The organism is Aerococcus sp. NPDC058936 (assembly GCF_042741995.1).
In the GTDB taxonomy this organism is placed as follows: Bacteria; Bacillota; Bacilli; order Lactobacillales; family Aerococcaceae; genus Aerococcus.
On sequence record NZ_JBHYKZ010000008.1, the window covers coordinates 1 to 22,380 of the forward strand.

Sequence of the window (22,380 nt, forward strand, 5' to 3'; positions counted from 1 at the left end):
AAAAATGAATAATGGAAAAGAGTATAAAAAAACCAGGTAATCTAATGATTACCTGGCAGATATTACTCATCAGTCCTATTTGACGAAGAGCCAAATCTAACTTTTGGGGTCCACTATAAACATGGCGCTGTTTTTGACTTTATGATGAAAAAATTTTGAGCTGAGTGTTTGTGCGCTCACCCTAGGTAGTCGGGTTCAAGCCTCCAGACAGGACTGCATTTCAGTTTAAGGTGTAGCTGACTTCGCCCCCTACTGCCTTAAACTTCCAATGTTCCTGTCTGAACGTAGGCGCTCTCACCCTGGGGTTTTGGTTGAGTTAAAGAACATGATGATTAAGGTGGCTGTTTCTTCGATTGACCGGTCAGCGACGTTGATGACCGGACAATTCAACTCTTCGTATAGTTTGTTGGCATAGGCCAATTCTTTTTCAATGCGGGCATCATCTGTATACAGACTGGCATCTTCAATCCCATATGATCGCATACGTTCACGGCGGAATTTATTTAAGACATTGACGTCATTAGTCAAGCCAATAATTTTTGACCGCTCAATTTCATAAATAATATCTGGGATTCTAGATTCTGGGACTAACGGTAGGTTGGCAACCTTATAACCCATATTTGCAAGATACATACTTAATGGAGTTTTGGACGTTCTAGAAATCCCTAATAAAACGATATCCGCATCGATAAAGCGTTTAGGTTGTTGCCCATCATCGTTATTGACCGCAAACTCTAAGGCCTCAATTCGTTTATAGTACTCATCATCAAGTTGGTGGCGAATTCCAGGTTTTCCAGAAGGCTTCACATTGGTTTGACTAACAATCTGATCCATTAATTGGTCAAGGACATTCAAGTAGAAAATTCCCGCCATTTCACAGTAATCTTCCGCAATTTTATTAAGGTCTTTGTTGATGAAAGAAGCAACGATGGATGCTTTTTCAATTTTGGCCTGTTTTAAAATAGGAAGCAGCATGTCGTCGTGTTGGATGAAAGGGTAATTGGTGATATCAAAATCAACGGATGGAAATTGAACGGACACGCTTTGGAAAATATCATTCACTAGCGATCCCACTGCATCCGAAATCAAGAAATATTTTGGCTTTTGCGTTATGTCTTGGCTCATCTTTTTTGCCTCCAATAATCAATATATTAAACTTATTCTACCATATGTAGGACGGGATAATTCCCTAGAACATAATAATTTGAATCCGAAATAAAAATGTGATATGATTATAATACGAATTCGAAATATAAAAACTTAAAAGATATTTTATAAAAAGGGAGCGTCAACTATGACAACAGATCTATTAGGCATTCACCACGTAACGGCTATTACTTCAAGCGCGGAAAAGAATTATCAATTTTATGCAGGTGTTTTGGGCATGCGTTTGGTTAAGAAAACAGTTAACCAAGATGACATTCATACTTACCATACCTTCTTCTCAGATGATGAAGGAAACGCAGGTACAGATTTAACCTTCTTTGATTTCCCAGGCGTGCCAAGTGGTTACTATGGGACAAACGCCATTTCTCGAATCGGCTTACGTGTACCAAATGATGCAGCCTTAGCTTACTACGAAGATCGGTTGAAATCATTTGATGTGAAGACGGAAGAAATTAAAGAAGTTTACGGTAAGAAAGTTTTACGCTTTGAAGACTTTGATGGTCAACGCCTACAAATTTTCTCAGATGAAAATAACGTTGGTGTTGCGCCTGGTAAACCTTGGAAGAATGGCCCAGTCCCTGAAGATAAAGCCATCTATGGTTTAGGACCAATCGAAATTTCAGTATCTTACTATGAAGACTTTGGGAAAATTCTTGAACAAATCTATGGCATGAAACAATTGTCAGACGATGGCCAAGAAGCCTTATATGAAGTAGGCGAGGGCGGTAACGGGGGTCAAGTCATCTTACGTAAGGACTTAGTAACCCCACCAGGATTACAAGGATACGGTGAAGTACATCATGTGTCATTTCGTGTCGCTGACCACGATGCCATCCAACATTGGGTCGACAAGTATCAACAAATTGGTTTACCAAGTTCAGGTTTAGTCGATCGTTTCTTTTTTGAAGCCTTATACGCACGTATCGGTGACATCTTGATCGAAATCTCGACTGATGGACCAGGTTTCATGGGTGACGAACCATATGAAACTTTAGGTGAGTCATTATCATTACCACCATTCTTAGAAGAAAATCGTGCGCATATTGAGTCGCAAATCCGTCATCTTGACACAACACAGCCCAATGATTATGGCTTCAAATCGTAATCAATCCGTGTTAGAATAAGTAGGAACTGGAGTGATAACTATGAATTTTGTAGATGAGTCCATGCAAGTCCTACACGAAGCTGGTTTTAAATACACCAAAAAACGTGCTGACATGTTAAACGTCTTTGACGAAGAAGGGGCCTATTTCTTGAGCGCCAAAGAAGTGCAGCAACGATTAGAAAACTTATATCCGGGTATCTCATTTGATACCATTTACCGTAACTTAAAATTATTCGAAGACCACCACTTCCTTGAAACCTCTGAAGTTAACGGGGAGATGGTTTTTAGAAGACACTGTGATCCACATTTAGGACACCATCATCATTTTATCTGCACAAATTGCGGCAAGACGATTCCAATCAATTCTTGCCCCATGACATTCTTCGCCGATCAATTACCAGGCTGTGAAATCGTCAGCCATACCATTGAATTGCAAGGACTTTGTAGTGAATGTCAATAAGTTAAAACTTTTTTGAAAAGGGGCTAGAGAATAATTTCTAGCTCTTTTTTCGTAGTTAAAATCGCAACTAATTAGTCTAGCATTTGCCTTTTAATGACCGTGGAAATCTTCCCTTATTCTTAGCTAAGACAAGCTCACTTTTGAACAACAGAACTTTCAACAAATTTACCTTGGGAGAATTGACTTTATAAATATAATGGCGTATAATTTACTAGAACGTTTTTTCAAGTATGAAAGAACGATTTGTAGTAACGAGGGGAGGGAAATGTCATGTCAAAAACTGTAGTTCGTAAAAACGAATCACTTGACGACGCTCTTCGTCGCTTCAAACGTTCAGTTTCAAAATCTGGCACAATACAAGAAGCACGTAAACGTGAATTCTACGAAAAACCTTCAGTAAAACGTAAGAAAAAATCTGAAGCGGCTCGTAAACGTAAATTCTAATCGTTTACCTTGCGATAAAGGAGGCGGATCATGGCGTTATTAGACCAACTAAATACCGATATGAAGGTAGCCATGAAAGCTAAAGATAAATTTAAGTTATCTGTTATCCGTATGTTAAAAGCAGCAGTTCAAAATGCTGAAATTAACAAGGGAAGTGCATTGTCTGAAGATGAAGAAATTGAACTTTTGGCTCGCGAGTTGAAGCAACGAAAAGAGTCGGAAGCAGAATTCCGTCAAGCAGACCATGTAGAACTAGCAGATAACGCAGTTGCTGAAATCGCGATTATCGAAGAATACTTGCCTGCACAATTATCAGAGGTTGAATTAGACGAAGGGGTCAAACAAGTCATTGACGAAGTTGGCGCTACATCTATGAAGGACTTTGGTAAAGTCATGCAAACTGCTGTGGCCAAATTTAAAGGGCAAGCAGACGGTAATGCAATCCAAACAGTAGCAAAAAAATATTTAGGTTAATGCATCTAAATCTGAGAGGGAAGTCTTCGGGCTTCCTTTTTTGTTAGCCAAAATTTTGCCTCTCATAATTTAAATGAGAAAATAATTAAAAATAAATTAAAAAATCTTGCAATTACATCTTAATTTTGATAAATTGTAGTTAGCAATTTGAAAGGAGTGACAACAATGCGCCAATTTAGAATATCTTCCAAATATATCATGCATGCTGGCGTATTTGTTGCGTGTCCATTTAATCTAAAACAAGATTTATTATTATTAGCTAAGTAGGATTCTTCTCTAGGAGAGTCCTTTTCCACGTGAAGCGGGCTCTAGCTAATGGAACGGCGGCCTGTCGAGGGTCGTCGTTTTTTTATTAGGTGATGGCTGCTGAAGTAGTGAAGGATAATACAAGTCTGGAAGTTGAGTGGAGCCTTATTTCAAATCAATAAGATCTTAAAAGATGAAGGAGCGATTTTGATGGATTTAGGACTAAAAGGTAAAGTGGCAGTTATTACAGGTGCAAGTAGAGGTATCGGATTTGAAACAGCGAAAACACTTGCTGAGGAAGGCGCACAAGTTGTGATTACAGCCCGCCACGAAGATCGATTAATTGAGGCACAAACAGCCATTAAAGAAGCGACAGGGGTTGAAGTGGATTACGCAGTAGCTGACGTCACAGATTTACCGGCTGTCCAAAAGGCGATTGCGGATACAGTAGCCAAATATGGGACTATCGATATCTTAGTGAACAATGCGGGTGGCCACAGAGCGGGTTCATTTGAAGAAGTGGATAATGATGCGTGGCGATTTGACCTGGAAATCAAAATTATTGGTGTAGCGAATTTTACCCGTGAAGTATTGCCTTATATGCGTAAGCAGGCTTCAGGTTCAATTATTAGCGTGGTTTCTAATTCTGGTAAAACGCCAGGTCCTAAGTCTGTACCAACATCTCCGGCGCGTTCAGCTGGTTTGGCGGTGATCAAGGAGTTGAGTAAGGAATACGGTGAATACAATATTCGGGCAAATGCAGTATGTATTGGTTATATCCGCAGTGAACAGGTTGAGAAGATGTGGCAAAATGATCCAGAAAATCCAACTTGGGAAGAATTTTCAAAACAAAAAGCGAAAGATACGCATACCCCAATGGGCCGTGTTGGTGAAACAACAGAAGCTGCTAAAGTGATTAGCTTCCTTGCTTCAGATGCCGCCTCATATGTGAGTGGTGCAGCTGTCAATATTGATGGTGGCGCTTCAGACGCCATGTAATTCTAAGGAGAAAAAAGCTTATGATGGATCAAGAAATTATTCATGCTAGTAAGACACTATATCAAGCAGACAATGAAAAAGTACCGGTACCATACGGAAAATTTGGAATTGTCAACGAAGAAGACGGCTACCGAGTGCAACAAGCTGTTTTAGATTTAAGAAAAGCGGCTGGTGAAAAGGTTGCAGGTTATAAAATTTCCTTGTCAGCAAAAATTCAGCAATCATTTTTTAAGACCACAACGCCTTTATACGGCGTCATGACGGACAAAGGTGTTTGGGGTTCGGATATGGACCTGAGTAAATTTATGGGTCCTTTGCTAGAATTTGAAATCATATTCAAGGCTGAAGAAATCATTTCGCCTGACGACTCAGTGGAAACCATTATGTCTAAATGTAAGGTGGCGACAGGCTATGAAATTCCTGATTGCCGGTATGACAACTGGTACGGAAACATTTCAAAATTTGAATTGATTGCCGATGGGGCAGCCAATGCAGGTGTAGTAGCCGGTGAATATGTCAAGCGAACTTACGAAGAAATTGATGATGTGATGGGGAAAGTAACAGTAGATGGTCAACCATATACTAAAGGTTCTTCAAAAGAGGTGATGGGCCACCCAGCTTATTCAGTTCAATGGTTGGCACAAAAATTAGCTGAAACAGGCCAAGCTATTGAACCAGGAATGTTTGTGGCTTCTGGTGCCGTTAATATGCCGAAAGTCATTCAACCAGGCGTTTATGTAGGCCAATTTGAAGGGCTACCACCAGTAACCTTATTTGCAAAATAAACACTAAAATAAAAGCGAAAAAGCATTTGCTATTCCGAGAATTCAGGAAGGCAAATGCTTTTATTATCTATTTGAATCATATTTTCTTAGTAGCCTTTTTCTTTAGAAACGACATTGACGGCTAAATCGCCGTTTTCTACGTAAGCCTTTAAATTATCTTGGAATATTTTATATGTTTCGATGGCAAAATGTTCTACTTGACCAGTCATATGCGGTGTGACATCAATTTTTTCATGGGCCCAGAAAGGATGTTCTGCCGGCAGCGGCTCTTCTCTAAAGACATCAAGGGCTGCATAAGCAATGTCACCTTGATCAACAGCTTCAATTAAGTCCCGGTCTACAATTGCAGAACCACGACCCACATTAATAAATAAGGGGTGTTTTTCTTGACGACCGAAATATGTAGCATCAAAGATGTTTTGTGTGGCGTCTGTTTCTGGTAGGACGTTGACGATGATGTCGGCGTCAGTCACTTGTTCAAAGCCGTCCGTTGTTTTAACCGTTTGATTAAAGTGGTCTACTTCACGCCCTGATGTATTCACGCCTATAGTTTCTAAACCGAATGCTTGTCCGATACGAGCGATTTCTTTCCCTACATTACCGGCACCAAACACGACCATTTTCTTTCCATGTAAAGACATGTGTTGGGCATATGTCCAATGTCGGTTTTCTTCACGCGCCTTATAAACATGTAAACTCCGGTAGTAGTTCAAGATGTAACCAAAAACGGTCTCTGCAATCGGTGTCGCATGAATTCCACTCATGTTGGTGATTTGAATCTTTTCATCAGCGACGATTTTTTTAGGCAATTGATTGATGCCAGCGAATTGGACTTGGATCCAGCGAAGGCTATCATAACCATTTGCTGCATATTTTTCAGCTAAATCAGCATTCCAACCATATTGAATTTCAATATTGGGGAAGTCTGCGTCGGTCAACTCATCCGCCATTTTCATCTGATAATCATTTGCTAAGTCTTTGATATCATTAATTTGCCAATCCTTTACACGGTTTGCGATAGCTAATATTTTTTTCATAGTGTGCGCCTCCCTAAAGCATTTTCTCTATTGTATCATTGATTGGTTGACTTGCGGAATCAAACACTTTTTTTCGCCAAAAGGGCTAAGCATTTGAAAATACATGACCTGTAATTCGTATTTATGCCAGTTTTTTGCTATAATTTATTTAATACAAAAAGGGGGAAGTTTTCATTTGACAGAATCTGCAATCAGTAAAAATGTAGCCTTGATGAATCCAGCATTAGCCGTACAACTATTTGGTACTGAGGACCGTAATCTTTCTTTGATTGAACAAGCTTTTGAGGTGCAAATATTTGCCAGAGATGAGCAAATTGAAGTGACCGGACAAGAAGCGGATGTTGCCCAAGTGATTGATTTACTGACTGAATTACAAGTTATTCTACAATCAGGTATTACAATTGGTGAACGTGATGTGGTTACTGCGATTAAAATGGCAAAGAATGGGACTTTAAACCACTTTGTAAGTCTATATGAGGAAGAAATTGGCCGGACTTTTGAGGGGAAAGCTATTCGAACAAAAACTGTAGGTCAACGTCAATATTTACACGCTGTCAATAAACATGCCATTACTTTTGGGATTGGACCAGCTGGTACCGGGAAAACTTTCTTAGCAGTGATGATGGCCGTTCAGGCTTTAAAACAAGGACGGGTAAAACGGATTGTCCTAACGCGTCCAGCAGTTGAAGCAGGAGAAAGCTTAGGTTTCCTGCCTGGTGACTTAAAAGAGAAAGTTGATCCGTACTTACGACCAATTTACGATGCCCTATATACTATTTATGGCCGGGAGCATACTGAACGCTTACTGGAACGTGGCGTGATTGAAGTGGCACCACTTGCTTATATGCGTGGTCGGACTTTAGAAGACGCCTTTGTCATTCTTGATGAAGCACAAAATACAACGGTTGCCCAAATGAAGATGTTCTTAACACGTCTTGGTTTCGGGTCTAAGATGATTGTCAACGGAGACAAGACGCAAATTGATTTACCTAGAGGTGCTAAATCTGGGTTAATCGATGCGGAAAGACACTTGCAGGGGATTAAAGATATCGACTTTGTGCACTTTACAGCGACTGATGTTGTTCGTCACCCAGTGGTGTCAGCAATCATCAGTGCCTATGCCAATGAAGATAATGGTAATTAATGATAGATAAGGCAATAAGAAAAAAGGTGAAAAATTGTTAGATTTAATTTTTGAAGATAAGACGAATGAGCTATCTAGTAAAGATGAAGAGATGTTGCATGAATTGTTGGGTTTTGCAGCAGATTATTTGAAACTTACTGGAGAAATTGATTTATCTCTAACCATCGTGAACGATGCAGAAATTCATGAAATCAATAAAACTTATCGCAACATTGACCGTCCAACTGACGTGATTTCTTTTGCAATTGAAGATATAGGTGAAGATGAATTAGCAGTTATGGGCTTGCCAGAGGATATGCCACGTGAATTGGGCGACCTTTTTATCTCGATTGATAAAACACGTGAACAAGCAGCTGATTATGGCCATTCTTTTGAACGTGAACTAGGCTTTTTAGCTGTCCATGGATTCTTGCATTTGAATGGTTATGACCATATGAATGAAGCAGATGAAAAGGAAATGTTTAGTCTACAGAAAGAGATTTTAGATGCTTATGGACTTAAAAGAGCGTAAACAAGTACCAAAACCACCAAAAGTGGATAAGAACCATAATTTTTTTGAATCAATGGGTTATGCCTTAAGTGGGATAAAATTTGCCTTTGTCCATGAACGAAACATTCGTTACCAGATTCTGGGTTTGATTTTAGTCATGTCGGCTGCTTGGTTTTTTGCTTTGTCCATTGAAAAGTGGTTAATTCTAATTTTAACCTGTGCTATTGTGATTTGTATGGAAATTACCAATACCATCGCTGAGTGGATTATTGATTTAGTGACTGAGAACCAATACCATCCCATTGCCAAAAATGTGAAGGATGTAGCGGCAGGTGGCGTACTGATTTCATCTACAATGGCTGTTACTATTGGTTTGGTCATTTTTGTACCTGAGATTTTACTTTTTTTCAAATGAATATAAAAATAAGGGAGACTATTTTTGAATATAGAAGATTTTAATATAAACGATTTTGACAACATTGAGGATTTAGAAAAATTACTAGAGGATGACGGAGACCAAGCTGAAGATGACTTTGGTGGTTATAAGTCAGGCTTTGTGGCCATCGTTGGCCGTCCTAATGTTGGGAAATCAACCTTTTTAAACCGCGTTGTAGGACAAAAAGTGGCCATCATGTCTGACAAGGCGCAAACGACGCGTAACAAAATTCAAGCGGTTTATACAACAGATGAGGCGCAAATTGTTTTCATTGATACACCAGGTATTCATAAACCGCATAATGAGTTGGGCGAGTTCATGAATAAGTCTGCCTACCAATCACTTGAAGAAGTAGATGCTATCTTAATGTTGGTGAATGCGGAAGAACCGATTGGCCCTGGTGATAAGTTCGTCTTTGAAAAGATTAAAAATTACAAGACGCGTAAGTTCTTGGGCGTGAATAAAATTGATAAGGTATCGCCTGAAGCCCTAGCAGACTTTATGCAAACTATTCCAAGCCCGGAATCTTTTGACGGGATTATCCCACTATCTGCTTTAAACGGCAATAATGTGGAGACCTTGATCGATACCTTGGTTGGTTTATTACCGACTGGACCACAATACTACCCATCTGAATTTATCACAGACCATCCAGAGTACTTTGTCGTTTCTGAATTAATCCGTGAACAAATTCTTTTAAATACGTATGAAGAAATCCCACATTCAGTAGCTGTTCAAGTAGACTCCATGCAAAAAGATGAACTGGATCGCGTGCATGTGTATGCGACCATTATCGTCGATCAAAAGAGTCAAAAAGGGATTATCATTGGTAAAGGCGGTAAGATGATCAAGAAAATTGGTGTTGAAGCCCGTAAGGAAATTGAGAATTTACTTGGGTCTAAGATTTATTTAGAACTTTGGGTGAAAATCATCAAAAACTGGCGTAACAACAAGGCCAACTTAGGTGACCTTGGTTACAATCATAAAAATTATAAGGGTTAATAAACGCGTCGCTAACAAAATAACATCACGTTGACATGCGAAATGAAAGGGGACAAGACCATGCGAAAGGATCATTACGCGCGTTTCGATGGGATTGTCCTTTTTACGCGGAAATACAAGGAAAAAGACCTGCTGATTAAAATATTCACCAAGGAATTTGGTAAGCGGATGTTCTTCATTAAGAATATTCAACGACAGAATAATGGTTTAAGGGAGATTGCCTTTCCTTATATGCGGGCCTCCTTTGTGGGAACCATCAACGATAAAGGCTTCTCCTTCTTAAATGATACGGGCGATGTTCTATTTCCAAAGACAACCATCGCAGACATCCAAGCCAATGCTTATGCAGCCTACATGACAGGTTTGACTGATGCCGCCTTTGAAGATTTTATCGAAGAAGACAAGGTTTTTAATTTGTTGTGGCAAGGTCTAGGCAAAATAGAAGCCGGCGTCGATCCGTCAGTCGTGGCTAATATATTTGAGATTCAGCTGCTGCCGAAATTCGGGGTCGCCCCTAACTTTAGATCTTGTGCCATTTGTGGCCGTGATCAAGGCCGTTTTGACTATTCCATGCAATATGCTGGTGTTTTATGTGAACAACATTTTCATATGGATGACAGGCGTCTTCATTGGTCACCAAGGGCAAGTCATTTTATCCGACTATTTAGTCAAATGCCCTATGACAAACTAGGGAAAGTGAACTTACAGGCGGCAACGAAAACTGAAATTCGCCAGGCCTTGGATGATCTATACGAGGAGTATGTAGGGATCCACTTAAAAAGCAAGCATTTTATCAGTCAGATGGAAACTTTCGTCAATCCGCTTGACGACAAAAGAGAAAAAAAGTATGATAATAGCTGAATAAAAGAAGTGCAGTGAAAATACTAAGTAGGAAGATGTAGATTCCAAAGCGAAGCCGGATAGTGGAAGCGGCTGGATTGAAACCTTGTGAAGGCATATTGGAGCACTTAACAATAAAGCGCTAATGGATTTTATCCGTTAGAAGTAGGGTGGAACCGCGAGACAATCGTCCCTATGTGTTTGTTTTTTTTCAAATACATAGGGGCTTTTTTTGTGTCTTCTGATGTATTTGACCACTATCACAATAGATTAAAAAATGAGGAAGTGAACATCTTGGCAACGAATCATAAAACATTTCAAGATATAATTTTAACGTTACAAAACTACTGGGCTGAACAAGGTTGTTTAGTTTTAAACGCTTATGACACAGAAAAAGGTGCGGGTACCATGTCACCTTATACTTTCTTGCGTGCAATTGGTCCTGAACCATGGAACGCTTGTTACGTAGAACCTTCTCGTCGTCCAGCAGATGGTCGTTACGGTGAAAACCCTAACCGTCTATACCAACATCACCAATTCCAAGTCGTGATGAAACCAAACCCAGATAATATTCAAGAATTATACATTGAAAGCTTGAAACAATTAGGGATTGACCCATTAAAACATGACATTCGTTTTGTAGAAGACAACTGGGAAAACCCATCACTTGGCTGTGCTGGTTTAGGTTGGGAAGTTTGGTTAGATGGGATGGAAGTCACCCAATTTACTTATTTCCAACAAGTTGGTGGTTTAGAGTGTAAGCCTGTTACCTCTGAATTAACATATGGTTTGGAACGTTTAGCTTCTTACATCCAAGAAGTAGATTCAGTTTACGATATTGAATGGGTTGAAGGCGTTAAATATGGTGAAATTTTTGGTCAAGCAGAATACGAGCATTCAGTTTACTCATTTGAGGAATCGGATGTAGATATGTTATTCTCTGCCTTCAATAAATATGAAGCTGAAGCCTTGAAACAAATCGACAATGAATTAGTCCACCCAGCTTATGACTACATTTTGAAATGTTCACATGCATTTAACTTACTAGACGCGCGTGGTGTGATTTCTGTTACTGACCGTGCCGCTTACCTTGCTCGTATCCGTAACATGGCCCGCCGTGTAGCCAAAATGTTTGTGAAGAAACGTGCTGACTTGGGTTACCCATTGTTAGACCGAGAAACAGCAGAAGCGTTATTGAAGGAGGAAAAATAATGAGCCAACATACATTTTTATTTGAAATTGGTTTGGAAGAAGTACCTGCTCAATACGTACGTAATGCCGTGAACCAATTAAAATCACTAGTAGAAAACTTTTTATCAGACAACCGTTTAACTTTTGACAATGTCGAAACATTTGCGACACCGCGTCGTTTGACTGTACGTGTTAATGGATTAGCCGACAAGCAAACAGACTTTTCTGAAGTAGCTAAGGGACCCGCTAAACGTATTGCTCAAGATGAAGAGGGTAATTGGACCAAAGCTGCCCAAGGTTTCGCACGCGGTAAAGGTGCTTCTGTTGAGGATATTTACTTTGAAGAAGTTAAAGGTGAGGAGTATGTCTTCATTAATATTTCGCAACCAGGTAGCCAAGCGGCTGACATTTTACAAGATGTAGTTTCAGTTATCGACCAAATGTCATTCCCTGTTTCAATGCACTGGGCTTCGTATGACGTTAAATACATCCGTCCAATCCACTGGATGGTTGCCCTATTAGATGACCAAGTCTTACCGTTAACTTTCTTGAACCTAACAGCTTCAAATATCTCACGTGGACACCGTTACCTAGGTTCTCAAGAAGTTGTGATCAATGACGCGAATGCTTATGAAGCAGCCTTAGCTGCTGAATTTGTTATTGTAAACCAAGACGAACGAAAAGCATTAATCGAACAACAAATCGACCAATTAGCGAGCGAAAACAAATATCAAATCGATATCGATGCTGACTTACTTGAAGAAGTTACCCAAATTGTTGAATACCCAACAGCCTTTGTCGGCAACTTCGACGAGAAATACTTAGAGTTGCCGGATGAAGTATTGATCACTTCAATGAAGAACCACCAACGTTACTTCTATGTAAAAGACCAAGCAGACAAATTGTTGCCATTATTCGTAGCTGTTCGTAACGGTAATGCTGAACATTTAGATAATGTCCGTAAGGGTAATCAAAAAGTCTTGACTGCACGTTTGGAAGATGGTTTCTTCTTCGTCAATGAAGATAAAACCAAAACGATTCAAGACTTCCAGGACCGTTTAGCTAAAGTAACTTTCCATGCTGAAATTGGTTCCTTACAGGAAAAAATGGCCCGTACTGGTCAAATCGCCAAATATTTAGCCGAAAAATGGTCAGGTCAGTTAGCTGACGTCCAAGCCGAGGACATCACGCGTACTGGTGAAATCTACAAGTTCGATTTAATGACCGGTATTGTGGATGAATTCTCAGAATTACAAGGGATTATGGGTGAAAAATATGCCTTAGCCTTTGGTGAAGCGCCTGCAGTGGCTACTGCTATTCGCGAACACTACATGCCAATTTCTGCTGAAGGTGAATTACCTGCTAGTCAATTGGGTAAATTGTTTGCTGTGTCAGATAAACTTGATTCAGTGATTTCATTCTTTAATATCGACCGCATTCCTTCTGGTTCAAACGATCCATTTGCATTACGTCGACAAACATCAGGAATTGTGCGGATTCTAATCGAAAATGAGTTAACTTTTGACTGGAAAACTGATATCATTAGTATCTTGCAGACTGTTTACGGTATTGAAGACCAAGAACGCCTAGTTGAATTACAAACAGCTTTAAGCCAATTTGTGAATGACCGCTTGAAAGCTATTTTAAATGACCAAGGCGTTCGCTATGATATAGCGGATGCTGTTTTGCAAAGCCATTCAGCGGATGTCTTAAGAAAATTAGCGGCAAGTAAAGTCTTACAAGCAGCTAGTGAGAAAGCATCATTCAAAGAAACGCTTGAAGCATGGAACCGTATTTTGAACTTGGGTGCGAAAGCACGTGAATTAAATGTCCAAGATGTTACAATAGAAGAAAGTCGTTTTGAATCAGATTCAGAAGTTGCATTATTTAATGCTGCTAAAGGGTTAGAGATGACAAATGACATGCAGAACAACTATAATCAACTTGAGGCTTTAACACCAGTTATCACTGAATTCTTTGATAACAACATGGTATTTGCTGAAGATCAAACGGTGCAAAACAACCGTTTAGCCATTTTAAGCATGATTGCGCAAGCCATTTTAACGCTTGCTGATACCAACCGTATTAACACGAAATAAAAGCAAAATAAAAGTAAAATAAAAGTAAAATAAAAGAAATTGAAAGGAGGGGTAACACATGTCAACATTTTTTGATTATGCCAAGATCTGGGTGAAAGCAGGTAAGGGTGGCGACGGTATGGTTGCCTTTTTACGAGAAAAATATCGTCCAGATGGAGGTCCAGCTGGTGGAGATGGTGGTCGCGGAGGTGACATCATTTTCAAAGTTGATGAAGGGTTAAGAACCTTGATGGATTTCCGTTACAACCGTCACTTTAAGGCGAAACCAGGTGAAAATGGGATGCCAAAAGGTATGTACGGGCGTGGAGCAGAGGATATGTATGTCGCTGTACCCCCTGGAACTGTTGTCAAAAACTTTGACACTGGTCAAATTATTGGTGATTTAGTGGAGAACGGTGAAGAGCTCATCGTTGCACATGGTGGTCGTGGTGGCCGTGGGAACATGAAATTTGCAACCCACAACAACCCGGCACCAGAAATCGCTGAAAATGGAGAACCAGGTGAAGAAATTACCCTACAATTAGAATTGAAATTGATCGCTGATGCTGGATTAGTTGGTTTCCCATCAGTTGGTAAATCAACCTTATTATCTGTTGTCACAGCGGCAACACCTAAAATTGGTGATTACCACTTTACGACCATTACACCGAATTTAGGTGTGGTAAATACTCGTTCGCATGAATCCTTTGTATTAGCTGATTTACCGGGGTTAATCGAGGGGGCTGCTGATGGTATTGGTTTAGGATTCCAATTCTTACGCCACGTTGAGCGTACCAAGGTGATTTTACATGTGATTGATATGGGTGGCTTTGAAAACCGTGACCCATTTGATGATTATGTAGCTATCAACAAAGAATTGCATAATTATGATGACAATTTGATGTCTAGACCAACGATTATCGTTGCCAATAAAATGGATATTCCTGAAGCTGAACTATACATTGAAGAATTCAAGGAAAAACTTGCAAACTATTTTGCAGAAAATTATCCAGACTTAGAATTGCCAGAAATTTTCCCAATCTCAGCTTATACTAGAGAAGGTTTAGATCCTTTAATGGACCATACCGCTGAATTGATCCGTTTAGAAGAAGCTCGTATTGCTGAAGAAGGTAAGCAAGCGTCTACTGAAACAGTGGTTTACGAAATTCCTGAAGATGAAGAGCCACCATTCTACGTGGGCCGTGAATCTGATGGTACCTTCTACCTATACGGTGATAAGATTGAGAAAACATTCAAGATGGCGAACTTGGAATATGATGAGTCGGCATTACGATTTGCTCGTCAGTTGAAGAATATGGGGGTTGATAAAGCCTTGGCTGCACGTGGTGCGAAGCAAGGGGATATTATCCGTATTTTAGACTACGAGTTTGAATTCCAAGAATAGTAGGTGCGACAAAAATCGTTTAGAATTGACGAGGTGGACCAAAAGCTAAATAATTACTCTAGAAGTAACTGGCTTATTTGGAAACCATCGTATAATTCTGACTTTGGGTGCCTGATATCATGAGGATTGTTAGTGGGCATACGACACTTTAGTCTTTGACCCACTGAAAGACGAGCGCACATTGAACAGGGAGACTTGGATTTAATGTGCGCTCTTGATTTTTTTACGAATATATAAAATAGAAATGAGCGAAAAAAAGTGGAGATAACTTTTTTGGGAACAGGTGCTGGCGTTCCGAGTAGAAGTCGTAATGTGACAAGCATCATGTTAAAACTATTAGACGAAAGTAATGAAATGTGGATGTTTGATTGCGGAGAAGCAACACAACATCAAATCATGAAAACCACATTGAAACCGCGTAAAGTCACTAAAATTCTTATCACGCATTTACATGGAGACCACATTTTTGGTTTGCCAGGCTTCCTGTCGTCAAGAAGTCATCAAGGCGGTGAGTCTCCGGTGACCATTTATGGACCTAAAGGTATTAAAGCCTATATTGATAACTTTCTTCAAGTTACCCGTACGACCTTAGGCTATGATCTAACCATTCAAGAATTAGCAGATGAAGGTATGGTCTTTCAAAATGACCAATACCAGGTACTTTATAAGACTTTAGACCACGCTGTTCAGTCTTATGGCTTTAGAGTCACTGAGGCTGATCAAGTAGGGGAACTGTTGATTGATAAGGCGAGAGAAGCGGGCGTACCAAATGGGCCTTTACTAGGACAATTAAAACAAGGCAAGACTATTACCTTAGAAGATGGGACCCAGTTAGATGGTCGTGACTTCATTGGACCTGACAAAAAGGGCCACATTGTCACCATTCTAGGTGATACCCGTTATAACAAAAATGCGGTAGCTCTTGCTAAAGATGCGGACTTTTTAGTGCATGAAGCGACCTTTGCTGCTGGCGAGGAACGAATGGCACGTAATTACTACCATTCAACCGCTAAACAAGCTGGTCTAGTGGCTAAGGAAGCCAATGTCAAACAGTTATTACTAACGCATATCTCAGCTAGATATGTAGGAAAAGCCTCACAGCAACTAGAGGCAGATGCCAAGAAAGTGTTTGCCAACAGCCAAATTGTAAAAGATTTTGATTCAATCAGTCTCGGATAAGAAGCCACATTTATAGGAGTGATGAAAATGTCTCAAACATACACAGTCATAACAGGTGCATCTTCAGGAATCGGTCAAGCTTTTGCTTACAAAATGGCCAGCGAAGGTAGAAATATCATCATCAACGGTCGAAATAAAAAACGGTTGAATGAAACGAAGAAACAGGCCAAGGAATTAGGTGCAGGACAAGTTTTAGCCTATACAGCCGACTTAGTGACTGGTGACGAAGCCGAGAAATTCGCCCAATATTGCTTTGACAAAGGACAAATCGAAAATTTTGTTCATTGTTTAGGATTCGGTGATTTTTCAGCAATTAGTGACCAAGCTTATTCGCAAATCGCTAAACTGACCCATACTAATTTGTTATTAACCATGTTCCTTTCAAAACGGTTTGCAGCTGGGATGTTAGACCAAGATACGGAAGCCAATAACATCACCTTAATTGCGTCAGTTGCCGGCTTAATTCAAACGCCTAAATCAGCTGTGTACGCAGCCAGTAAAGCGGGGGTTCATGCCTTTGCCAACGGCTTAAGACAAGATTTGTGGTCAACCAAGATTAAGGTGACTTGTATCTTGCCTGGTCCAGTTGACACTGCCTTCTTTGATATCGCGGATAAAGATGGGTCATACTTTGAAAATGTCCAATCTTTTGCCACCACACCAGAGATTGTTGCTGACAAAATGGCAACCGCTATTGAACGTGGCCAGTTTGAGCTAGTGGTGCCATTTTACTATGACATTATGAACCGTCTAATGAAATTGGCGCCAAGCCTAGCCTATCGTTTGATTCATATGACCTATGAAAAAGGCCAATTTAGAGACTAATTTTCTACGAAACTTAGAAATGAGGACAAATTTTGTTGCAATCAGTTTATGAATGGATAGAACCTGAATACTTAATCAATGCAGATGATACAGTTGCAACTTTTATACAGCAAGTTGCTGAAGACCTATCCTTACCGAAGATGGTCGTACAAGTCATTTATGACAAAGGCTACCAAACAGCTGAAGCGATTCAAGCTTTTATCGCCAAAGAGCCCGTATTTCATGACCCATTCTTATTAAAAGATATGGAAAAGGCCGTTTCAAGACTACAACAAGCGGTTGAAGACTATGAACAGATTTTAATCTACGGGGATTATGATGCAGATGGGATTACTTCAACGACGATTTTGTATGAAACCCTAGAAATGCTAGGAGCCAATGTATCCTTTTATTTACCTAACCGGTTTGAAGATGGCTATGGCCCAAACAAAGATGTCTATGCTTATTACATCAAGAAAGGGACGCAACTGATCCTGACTTGTGATAATGGGGTAGCAGGACACGAAGCTGTAGCTTACGCCAAAGACCAAGGTGTAGACGTGATTATCACCGACCACCATGAAATTGGGGACAGCTTGCCTGATGCCTATGCCATCGTTCATCCACGTCACCCAGAAGGCCAATATCCTTTTGGTGATTTGGCAGGTGCTGGTGTCGCCTTGAAATTGGCCACAGCCTTACTTGGTGAAACGCCAAGTGATTTACTAGATATTGCTGCTATTGGTACCGTTGCTGACTTGGTGTCCTTAACTGACGAAAACCGGGTCATTGTGGCGTCTGGATTAGACCAAATGAAGCATACCGAGCGGTTAGGCTTACAGATGTTTTTTGAAAAAGAAAGCATCCAACCAGACCAAATCGATGAACAAACGATTGGCTTTATCTTGGGACCAAGGTTAAATGCCTTAGGTCGTTTGGGCGATCCGAACCCTGGTGTACGGTTCTTAACCTCTTTTGATGACCAAGAAGTTGGCGAATTGGTCGAATTACTAGACTCAGAAAATAATGCTCGTAAAGCCATCGTTGACAAGATGGTGACTGAAGCGGAAGCCTTAGTTGACGGTGAAAGTCAATTACCGCAAATGATTATCTTGGGCAAAGAAGGTTGGCATGAAGGAGTCCTTGGAATTGTAGCCAGTCGTTTGGTTGAAAAATACCACCGACCAACTATTCTACTAAGTAAGAATACTGAAAAGGGGAATTTTAAAGGGTCGGGCCGTTCAATCGAGGGAATTGACCTTTTCCACGTATTACAAGCCGGGAAAGTTTACGCTGACAAATTTGGTGGTCATGAAATGGCTGCTGGAATGACCGTAGCTATTGACCAGTTTGAAGATTGGAAGACGGCTTTACTTGATCGAGTGGCTGAATTTGAATCCGTATTTACTCAGCAAACTCCTTTGAAAATTGACGGGATAATCGGGATTACAGATATTACTCTTGAGAATATCAAGGCGCTTGATCCGATTAAACCCTTTGGAACGGATAATAGACAGCCCTTATTTTTAATGAAAGACGTCCAATTGTCACAAATCCAGTTGATAGGGAAAGACAAGAATACTTTGAAATTGACAGTGGCAGATGCAGACGCAGGCATAAAGACAAGCATGATTGCTTTTAAATCTGGCGCATTAGCCAAACAACTGGTCGCAAATGACCCAATTGATGTGGTGGTTACCTTATCCGTCAACGCATGGAACGGGAACCAGTCACCCCAAGCGCAAATCAAGGATATTCGTCAGGCGAGTAAAAGCATTTTTGACTTGCGAAATATGCGTGAGCGTAATCAAATTATGTCTATTGAAAATGCCACTTACGTCTTTGAAAATGCGCCATTTTTCAGGGCTTATAAAGACGAAATTCCTTTCACAAGTGAGGCTATTATGACCAGTGAAATTGATCAGGTTCTTGAAAAAGGTTCGGCACTTGCTAGTAAGGAAGGCTTAGTTATTTTTGATATTCCAAAGGATTTAACGGCTATTAAAGACTTGATAAACCAGGCGGCAATTGATAATATTTATATCTATGCTTATTCTGCAGTTAATGCCTATATGGTTGGAAAACCAACCCGACAAGAATTCGGTCAATTATATAAATACTTACAAGGCCACGGGACTGTCCCGCTAGCGGGTAAGGAACAGGCCCTTGCAGACTTCTTCAAAATTTCCAAAGTCAAACTTGATTTAATGGTGAAAGTCTTAGAAGAAGCGGAATTGGTTAGATGGCATAATACGGATTTAGTGACCTTACCCGTAAATGAAAAGGTAGACTTATTGGCTACTCAAACCATGGCCGATTGGGAAACCCAAATCAATAATGAACGACTTTTACGGTATAATGATGTAACAACGATTAAAGATTTTTTCTATTCAGGAGGAAAATAATGGATTTTAAACAATATATTGCAGACGTACAGGATTTCCCAGAGAAAGATATTTTATTTAGAGATATCACGCCTTTGATGGGGAATGGCCCAGCCTTCCACGAAGCAATCGATGAAATAGTGGCATTTGCACGTGAGAAAGATGTAGATGTGGTTGTTGGACCAGAAGCCCGCGGATTTATTGTTGGTTGTCCAGTTGCTTATGCATTAAATATTGGCTTCGTTCCTGCACGTAAAAAAGGTAAGTTGCCTCGTGAAATCGAGTCAATCGATTACGGTTTGGAGTACGGTCAATCAACCTTACAAATCCATAAAGATGCGATTAAACCAGGCGATAAAGTTTTAATTGCAGATGATTTATTGGCAACTGGTGGTACCATCGAAGCTTGTGTGTCATTAATTGAAAAATTAGGTGGCGAAGTTGTTGGTGCAGCCTTCTTAGTAGAATTAGATGAATTCAAAGCGAGAGAAAAAATCGCTGGTACTGACGTTTTCTCATTAATGCATTACTAATATTAAAAAGTTATAGAAGAGAAACAAGACCAGGTCAGACCCTTTCAGGGCGCGACTTGATCTTGTTTTTTTGATTAGTAAAAAACTGGTGTAGGGATAGAACTTAGCCTGGAATATTCAATTCAGATACGGCGTATAAGACGGCAGCCTCGGCTAACGTGACCAAGTCTTCAATGACAGAACATCAAATTCAACGACTATATATTGTTTCATCTGTTTTGAGCCTCCAAATTGGAATATCTGCTGATATAGATCTAGCGGATATTTCAAGAATATAAATAGGCGATTCGTATTTGGCCATCGACCGGCTTTATTAGCAGGCAAAAAAACCATGATAGTCATCTCATTCAAAAGATGCTTATCATGGTGTAAGGGATTAATATGTATGTTCTCTGAATAAACTAATTACGCGACCTAAAATTTGCACGTCTGGTAATATAATAGGCTCTAAACTATGATTTTCTGGTTGCAGTCGGATATAGCCATCTTCCTTAAAGAATCGTTTACAAGTGGCTTCGCCTTCGTCTGTCATGGCAATTACAATATCACCATTGTTGGCAGATACTTCTTGACGAACGATCACGAAGTCTCCGTCTAAGATACCTGCTTCAATCATTGAATCACCTCGGATTTTTAACATAAATAGGGATTCTGATTGGTTCTTCAAAGTAGGTGGAATTGGAAAATAATCTTCAATTTCTTCAACAGCAGTAATTGGTTGGCCGGCTGTTACCGTACCAATCATTGGAATACCTTGACTAGATACACCTAGTAATTCTAAGCCTTTATCTGTGATTTCCATAGCACGCGGTTTAGTAGCGTTCCGAAGTAGGTAACCTTGCTTTTCTAATTGAGAGAGGTGGCCATGGACTGTAGAAGTTGAAGATAGGTTCACGGCTTCACAGATTTCCCTTACTGTTGGGGGGAACCCTTGACTTTGAATGTTTGAATAGATGCATTTTAGAATTTGTAGATGACGTTCTTTCATTAGCTGTACTCCTTTTTTGTGGGTTATGAGTTCTAACTATTCACGTTTTATTTATAATCAGTATAGCACATACGTTCGGTCAACACAAACGTACATTCGATGAATGTAAAAATTCTGACCAATATTCGTCTAATAACCCAGTGTTTGGTATAATAAAGGTCATAAATATACGCGTGATAAGATAAAAGAGGTGTCAGACATGGGAAATAAAGGTTTCTTATTTATTTTTAACCAAGCTGCTGGTAAAAAGAAGAAGGCCGATATGAATGCATTGGTATTAGAACGGGCTTCAAAAGCAGGATTGAATCAAGAAGATATCTTTTTAGTGTATTCGACATCAAAGACGTCTAGCCAATTTTTGATTGACCGTTTTTCAGAAAAATATCGGAATGGGGTAGTTGTTGCCTGTGGTGGCGATGGAACAGTCCATTCAATCGGGAATTTGATGATAGATACCGATCTTACTTTTGCTATCTTGCCATTAGGTACTGGAAATGACTTATATGCGGGCTTATATGGCAAGCGTTCTGTTAAAGACCAGATTGACCATATTTTTAAGGGTAAAACGAGCGAAACGGATGCCATTTATATTCCTGAATTAGACTTGTATACCATGAATATTTTGAGTGTTGGCGCTGATGCGAATGTTGTTTTTCAAGCCAATAATTTTAAAGAAAACAGTAAATTCTTGCAAAAATACGCCTATATGGCTTCGATACCAAAAGCTTTACAAGAAGGTACGGCATTCGATATTGACCTAACAGCTAGAAAAGATGGGGCAGAGTTGAAGCTTATGGATGGGCCATATATCCTGGCCGCATTATGTAATGGCACCATGTATGGTGGTGGTTTTAAGATTAACCCTGATGGTCAAGTAAATGACGGCCTTCTAGAATTGGTTTATGTACAAACTATGCCAATGCATAAAATATGGGCTGTCCTATACAAGTTTTTTGCTGGAAATCATGAAGATTTGGAAGAACTACGTAGTGTACTATGTGATGAAGTGGTTTATACAAGTAAGGATGGCAGCCCAATGATTCTCAACTGTGATGGGGAAATTTATCAATTACCAACATTTACCTGTCAAGTGAAGAAACACGCTTATAAACGGATTATTTAGAAAATAGATGTAGTAAAAAGACCGACTGGTTTGATGCCTACCCTTGCTAGCGCGCTAGAGGGGAGC

At 39.9% G+C, this 22,380-nt stretch carries 22 protein-coding genes; 19 read left to right on the top strand and 3 right to left on the bottom strand.

What is annotated here, in order from left to right; genetic code table 11:
• Nucleotides 1-294: 294 nt before the first annotated feature.
• On the bottom strand, nt 295-1,125 hold the full coding sequence (locus ACFW0C_RS07115; protein WP_378106492.1) for a pyruvate, water dikinase regulatory protein: 831 nt from the start codon (nt 1,123-1,125) through the stop codon (nt 295-297).
• Between the two features lie 169 nt (nt 1,126-1,294).
• On the opposite strand from ACFW0C_RS07115, the gene ACFW0C_RS07120 reads away from it, so the two are divergent.
• The 6 genes from ACFW0C_RS07120 to ACFW0C_RS07145 all read left to right on the top strand — a co-directional run bounded on the left by ACFW0C_RS07120 (nt 1,295) and on the right by ACFW0C_RS07145 (nt 5,680).
• Complete coding sequence (locus ACFW0C_RS07120; protein WP_378106493.1) at nt 1,295-2,272, top strand: VOC family protein; 978 nt, start codon at nt 1,295-1,297, stop codon at nt 2,270-2,272.
• A gap of 40 nt (nt 2,273-2,312) precedes the next feature.
• Nucleotides 2,313-2,732 carry a Fur family transcriptional regulator gene (locus ACFW0C_RS07125; protein WP_378106495.1) on the top strand — a complete coding sequence of 140 codons (420 nt, stop codon included), beginning with the start codon at nt 2,313-2,315 and terminating at the stop codon, nt 2,730-2,732.
• A 270-nt stretch (nt 2,733-3,002) separates the two neighbouring features.
• Entirely contained in the window at nt 3,003-3,176 is a 174-nt protein-coding gene (gene rpsU, locus ACFW0C_RS07130) for a 30S ribosomal protein S21 (RefSeq protein WP_003142732.1), read from the top strand.
• A gap of 30 nt (nt 3,177-3,206) precedes the next feature.
• The gene (locus tag ACFW0C_RS07135; RefSeq protein WP_378106497.1) at nt 3,207-3,650 is read left to right on the top strand and encodes a GatB/YqeY domain-containing protein; all 444 of its coding nucleotides are present in this window, start codon (nt 3,207-3,209) and stop codon (nt 3,648-3,650) included.
• 456 nt (nt 3,651-4,106) lie between these two features.
• The gene (locus ACFW0C_RS07140) at nt 4,107-4,895 is read left to right on the top strand and encodes an SDR family NAD(P)-dependent oxidoreductase (protein WP_378106499.1); all 789 of its coding nucleotides are present in this window, start codon (nt 4,107-4,109) and stop codon (nt 4,893-4,895) included.
• Nucleotides 4,896-4,915: 20 nt separating this feature from the next.
• Nucleotides 4,916-5,680: a 2-keto-4-pentenoate hydratase gene (locus ACFW0C_RS07145; RefSeq protein WP_378106501.1), complete on the top strand. Its 765-nt coding sequence runs from the start codon at nt 4,916-4,918 to the stop codon at nt 5,678-5,680.
• 86 nt (nt 5,681-5,766) lie between these two features.
• Here ACFW0C_RS07145 and ACFW0C_RS07150 read toward each other — a convergent pair whose 3' ends face one another.
• Nucleotides 5,767-6,717: a phosphoglycerate dehydrogenase gene (locus ACFW0C_RS07150; RefSeq protein ID WP_378106503.1), complete on the bottom strand. Its 951-nt coding sequence runs from the start codon at nt 6,715-6,717 to the stop codon at nt 5,767-5,769.
• A gap of 175 nt (nt 6,718-6,892) precedes the next feature.
• Between ACFW0C_RS07150 and ACFW0C_RS07155 the strand changes: the two genes are divergently transcribed.
• The 12 genes from ACFW0C_RS07155 to ACFW0C_RS07210 all read left to right on the top strand — a co-directional run bounded on the left by ACFW0C_RS07155 (nt 6,893) and on the right by ACFW0C_RS07210 (nt 20,203).
• Nucleotides 6,893-7,861 (top strand): PhoH family protein, encoded by a 969-nt coding sequence (locus ACFW0C_RS07155; protein ID WP_378106504.1) that lies wholly within the window; start codon nt 6,893-6,895, stop codon nt 7,859-7,861.
• Nucleotides 7,862-7,952: 91 nt separating this feature from the next.
• Nucleotides 7,953-8,372 (top strand): rRNA maturation RNase YbeY, encoded by a 420-nt coding sequence (gene ybeY, locus ACFW0C_RS07160; RefSeq protein WP_378106632.1) that lies wholly within the window; start codon nt 7,953-7,955, stop codon nt 8,370-8,372.
• Entirely contained in the window at nt 8,347-8,766 is a 420-nt protein-coding gene (locus ACFW0C_RS07165) for a diacylglycerol kinase family protein (protein WP_378106505.1), read from the top strand. The genes ybeY and ACFW0C_RS07165 overlap by 26 nt, the downstream gene beginning before the upstream one ends.
• Nucleotides 8,767-8,790: 24 nt before the next feature.
• Nucleotides 8,791-9,789 (top strand): GTPase Era, encoded by a 999-nt coding sequence (gene era / locus ACFW0C_RS07170; protein WP_378106506.1) that lies wholly within the window; start codon nt 8,791-8,793, stop codon nt 9,787-9,789.
• A gap of 60 nt (nt 9,790-9,849) precedes the next feature.
• The gene (gene recO / locus ACFW0C_RS07175) at nt 9,850-10,650 is read left to right on the top strand and encodes a DNA repair protein RecO (protein WP_378106508.1); all 801 of its coding nucleotides are present in this window, start codon (nt 9,850-9,852) and stop codon (nt 10,648-10,650) included.
• 264 nt (nt 10,651-10,914) lie between these two features.
• Nucleotides 10,915-11,841, top strand: a complete 927-nt coding sequence (gene glyQ, locus ACFW0C_RS07180; RefSeq protein WP_193756678.1) for a glycine--tRNA ligase subunit alpha — start codon at nt 10,915-10,917, stop codon at nt 11,839-11,841.
• Entirely contained in the window at nt 11,841-13,919 is a 2,079-nt protein-coding gene (glyS, locus tag ACFW0C_RS07185) for a glycine--tRNA ligase subunit beta (protein WP_378106510.1), read from the top strand. Before glyQ ends, glyS begins: the two co-directional genes overlap by 1 nt.
• A 58-nt stretch (nt 13,920-13,977) precedes the next feature.
• On the top strand, nt 13,978-15,303 hold the full coding sequence (gene obgE / locus ACFW0C_RS07190; protein ID WP_378106511.1) for a GTPase ObgE: 1,326 nt from the start codon (nt 13,978-13,980) through the stop codon (nt 15,301-15,303).
• Between the two features lie 258 nt (nt 15,304-15,561).
• A complete protein-coding gene (gene rnz, locus ACFW0C_RS07195; RefSeq protein WP_378106512.1) occupies nt 15,562-16,482 on the top strand; it encodes a ribonuclease Z in 921 nt (306 codons plus the stop codon).
• 27 nt (nt 16,483-16,509) lie between these two features.
• Nucleotides 16,510-17,307 carry an SDR family NAD(P)-dependent oxidoreductase gene (locus tag ACFW0C_RS07200; RefSeq protein ID WP_378106513.1) on the top strand — a complete coding sequence of 266 codons (798 nt, stop codon included), beginning with the start codon at nt 16,510-16,512 and terminating at the stop codon, nt 17,305-17,307.
• A gap of 32 nt (nt 17,308-17,339) precedes the next feature.
• Nucleotides 17,340-19,691 (top strand): single-stranded-DNA-specific exonuclease RecJ, encoded by a 2,352-nt coding sequence (gene recJ / locus ACFW0C_RS07205; RefSeq protein ID WP_378106515.1) that lies wholly within the window; start codon nt 17,340-17,342, stop codon nt 19,689-19,691.
• Nucleotides 19,691-20,203, top strand: a complete 513-nt coding sequence (locus ACFW0C_RS07210) for an adenine phosphoribosyltransferase (protein ID WP_378106517.1) — start codon at nt 19,691-19,693, stop codon at nt 20,201-20,203. Before recJ ends, ACFW0C_RS07210 begins: the two co-directional genes overlap by 1 nt.
• A 376-nt stretch (nt 20,204-20,579) precedes the next feature.
• On the opposite strand, the gene lexA is transcribed toward ACFW0C_RS07210, so the two are convergent.
• Nucleotides 20,580-21,191 (bottom strand): transcriptional repressor LexA, encoded by a 612-nt coding sequence (gene lexA / locus ACFW0C_RS07215; RefSeq protein ID WP_378106518.1) that lies wholly within the window; start codon nt 21,189-21,191, stop codon nt 20,580-20,582.
• 199 nt (nt 21,192-21,390) lie between these two features.
• Here lexA and ACFW0C_RS07220 point away from each other — a divergent pair, with 199 nt between their 5' ends.
• Complete coding sequence (locus ACFW0C_RS07220) at nt 21,391-22,314, top strand: diacylglycerol/lipid kinase family protein (RefSeq protein ID WP_378106520.1); 924 nt, start codon at nt 21,391-21,393, stop codon at nt 22,312-22,314.
• Nucleotides 22,315-22,380: the final 66 nt, after the last annotated feature.

Coding starts and splice junctions, on each gene's coding strand:
- recO (WP_378106508.1), top strand. CDS start 9,850: ATGCGAAAGGATCATTACGCGCGTTTCGATGGGATTGTCCTTTTTACG.
- ACFW0C_RS07210 (WP_378106517.1), top strand. CDS start 19,691: ATGGATTTTAAACAATATATTGCAGACGTACAGGATTTCCCAGAGAAA.
- obgE (WP_378106511.1), top strand. CDS start 13,978: ATGTCAACATTTTTTGATTATGCCAAGATCTGGGTGAAAGCAGGTAAG.
- ACFW0C_RS07150 (WP_378106503.1), bottom strand. CDS start 6,717: ATGAAAAAAATATTAGCTATCGCAAACCGTGTAAAGGATTGGCAAATT.
- ACFW0C_RS07145 (WP_378106501.1), top strand. CDS start 4,916: ATGATGGATCAAGAAATTATTCATGCTAGTAAGACACTATATCAAGCA.
- ACFW0C_RS07115 (WP_378106492.1), bottom strand. CDS start 1,125: ATGAGCCAAGACATAACGCAAAAGCCAAAATATTTCTTGATTTCGGAT.
- glyS (WP_378106510.1), top strand. CDS start 11,841: ATGAGCCAACATACATTTTTATTTGAAATTGGTTTGGAAGAAGTACCT.
- ACFW0C_RS07120 (WP_378106493.1), top strand. CDS start 1,295: ATGACAACAGATCTATTAGGCATTCACCACGTAACGGCTATTACTTCA.
- rpsU (WP_003142732.1), top strand. CDS start 3,003: ATGTCAAAAACTGTAGTTCGTAAAAACGAATCACTTGACGACGCTCTT.
- ACFW0C_RS07135 (WP_378106497.1), top strand. CDS start 3,207: ATGGCGTTATTAGACCAACTAAATACCGATATGAAGGTAGCCATGAAA.
- ACFW0C_RS07200 (WP_378106513.1), top strand. CDS start 16,510: ATGTCTCAAACATACACAGTCATAACAGGTGCATCTTCAGGAATCGGT.
- ACFW0C_RS07125 (WP_378106495.1), top strand. CDS start 2,313: ATGAATTTTGTAGATGAGTCCATGCAAGTCCTACACGAAGCTGGTTTT.
- ACFW0C_RS07220 (WP_378106520.1), top strand. CDS start 21,391: ATGGGAAATAAAGGTTTCTTATTTATTTTTAACCAAGCTGCTGGTAAA.
- ybeY (WP_378106632.1), top strand. CDS start 7,953: ATGTTGCATGAATTGTTGGGTTTTGCAGCAGATTATTTGAAACTTACT.
- ACFW0C_RS07140 (WP_378106499.1), top strand. CDS start 4,107: ATGGATTTAGGACTAAAAGGTAAAGTGGCAGTTATTACAGGTGCAAGT.
- ACFW0C_RS07165 (WP_378106505.1), top strand. CDS start 8,347: ATGCTTATGGACTTAAAAGAGCGTAAACAAGTACCAAAACCACCAAAA.
- lexA (WP_378106518.1), bottom strand. CDS start 21,191: ATGAAAGAACGTCATCTACAAATTCTAAAATGCATCTATTCAAACATT.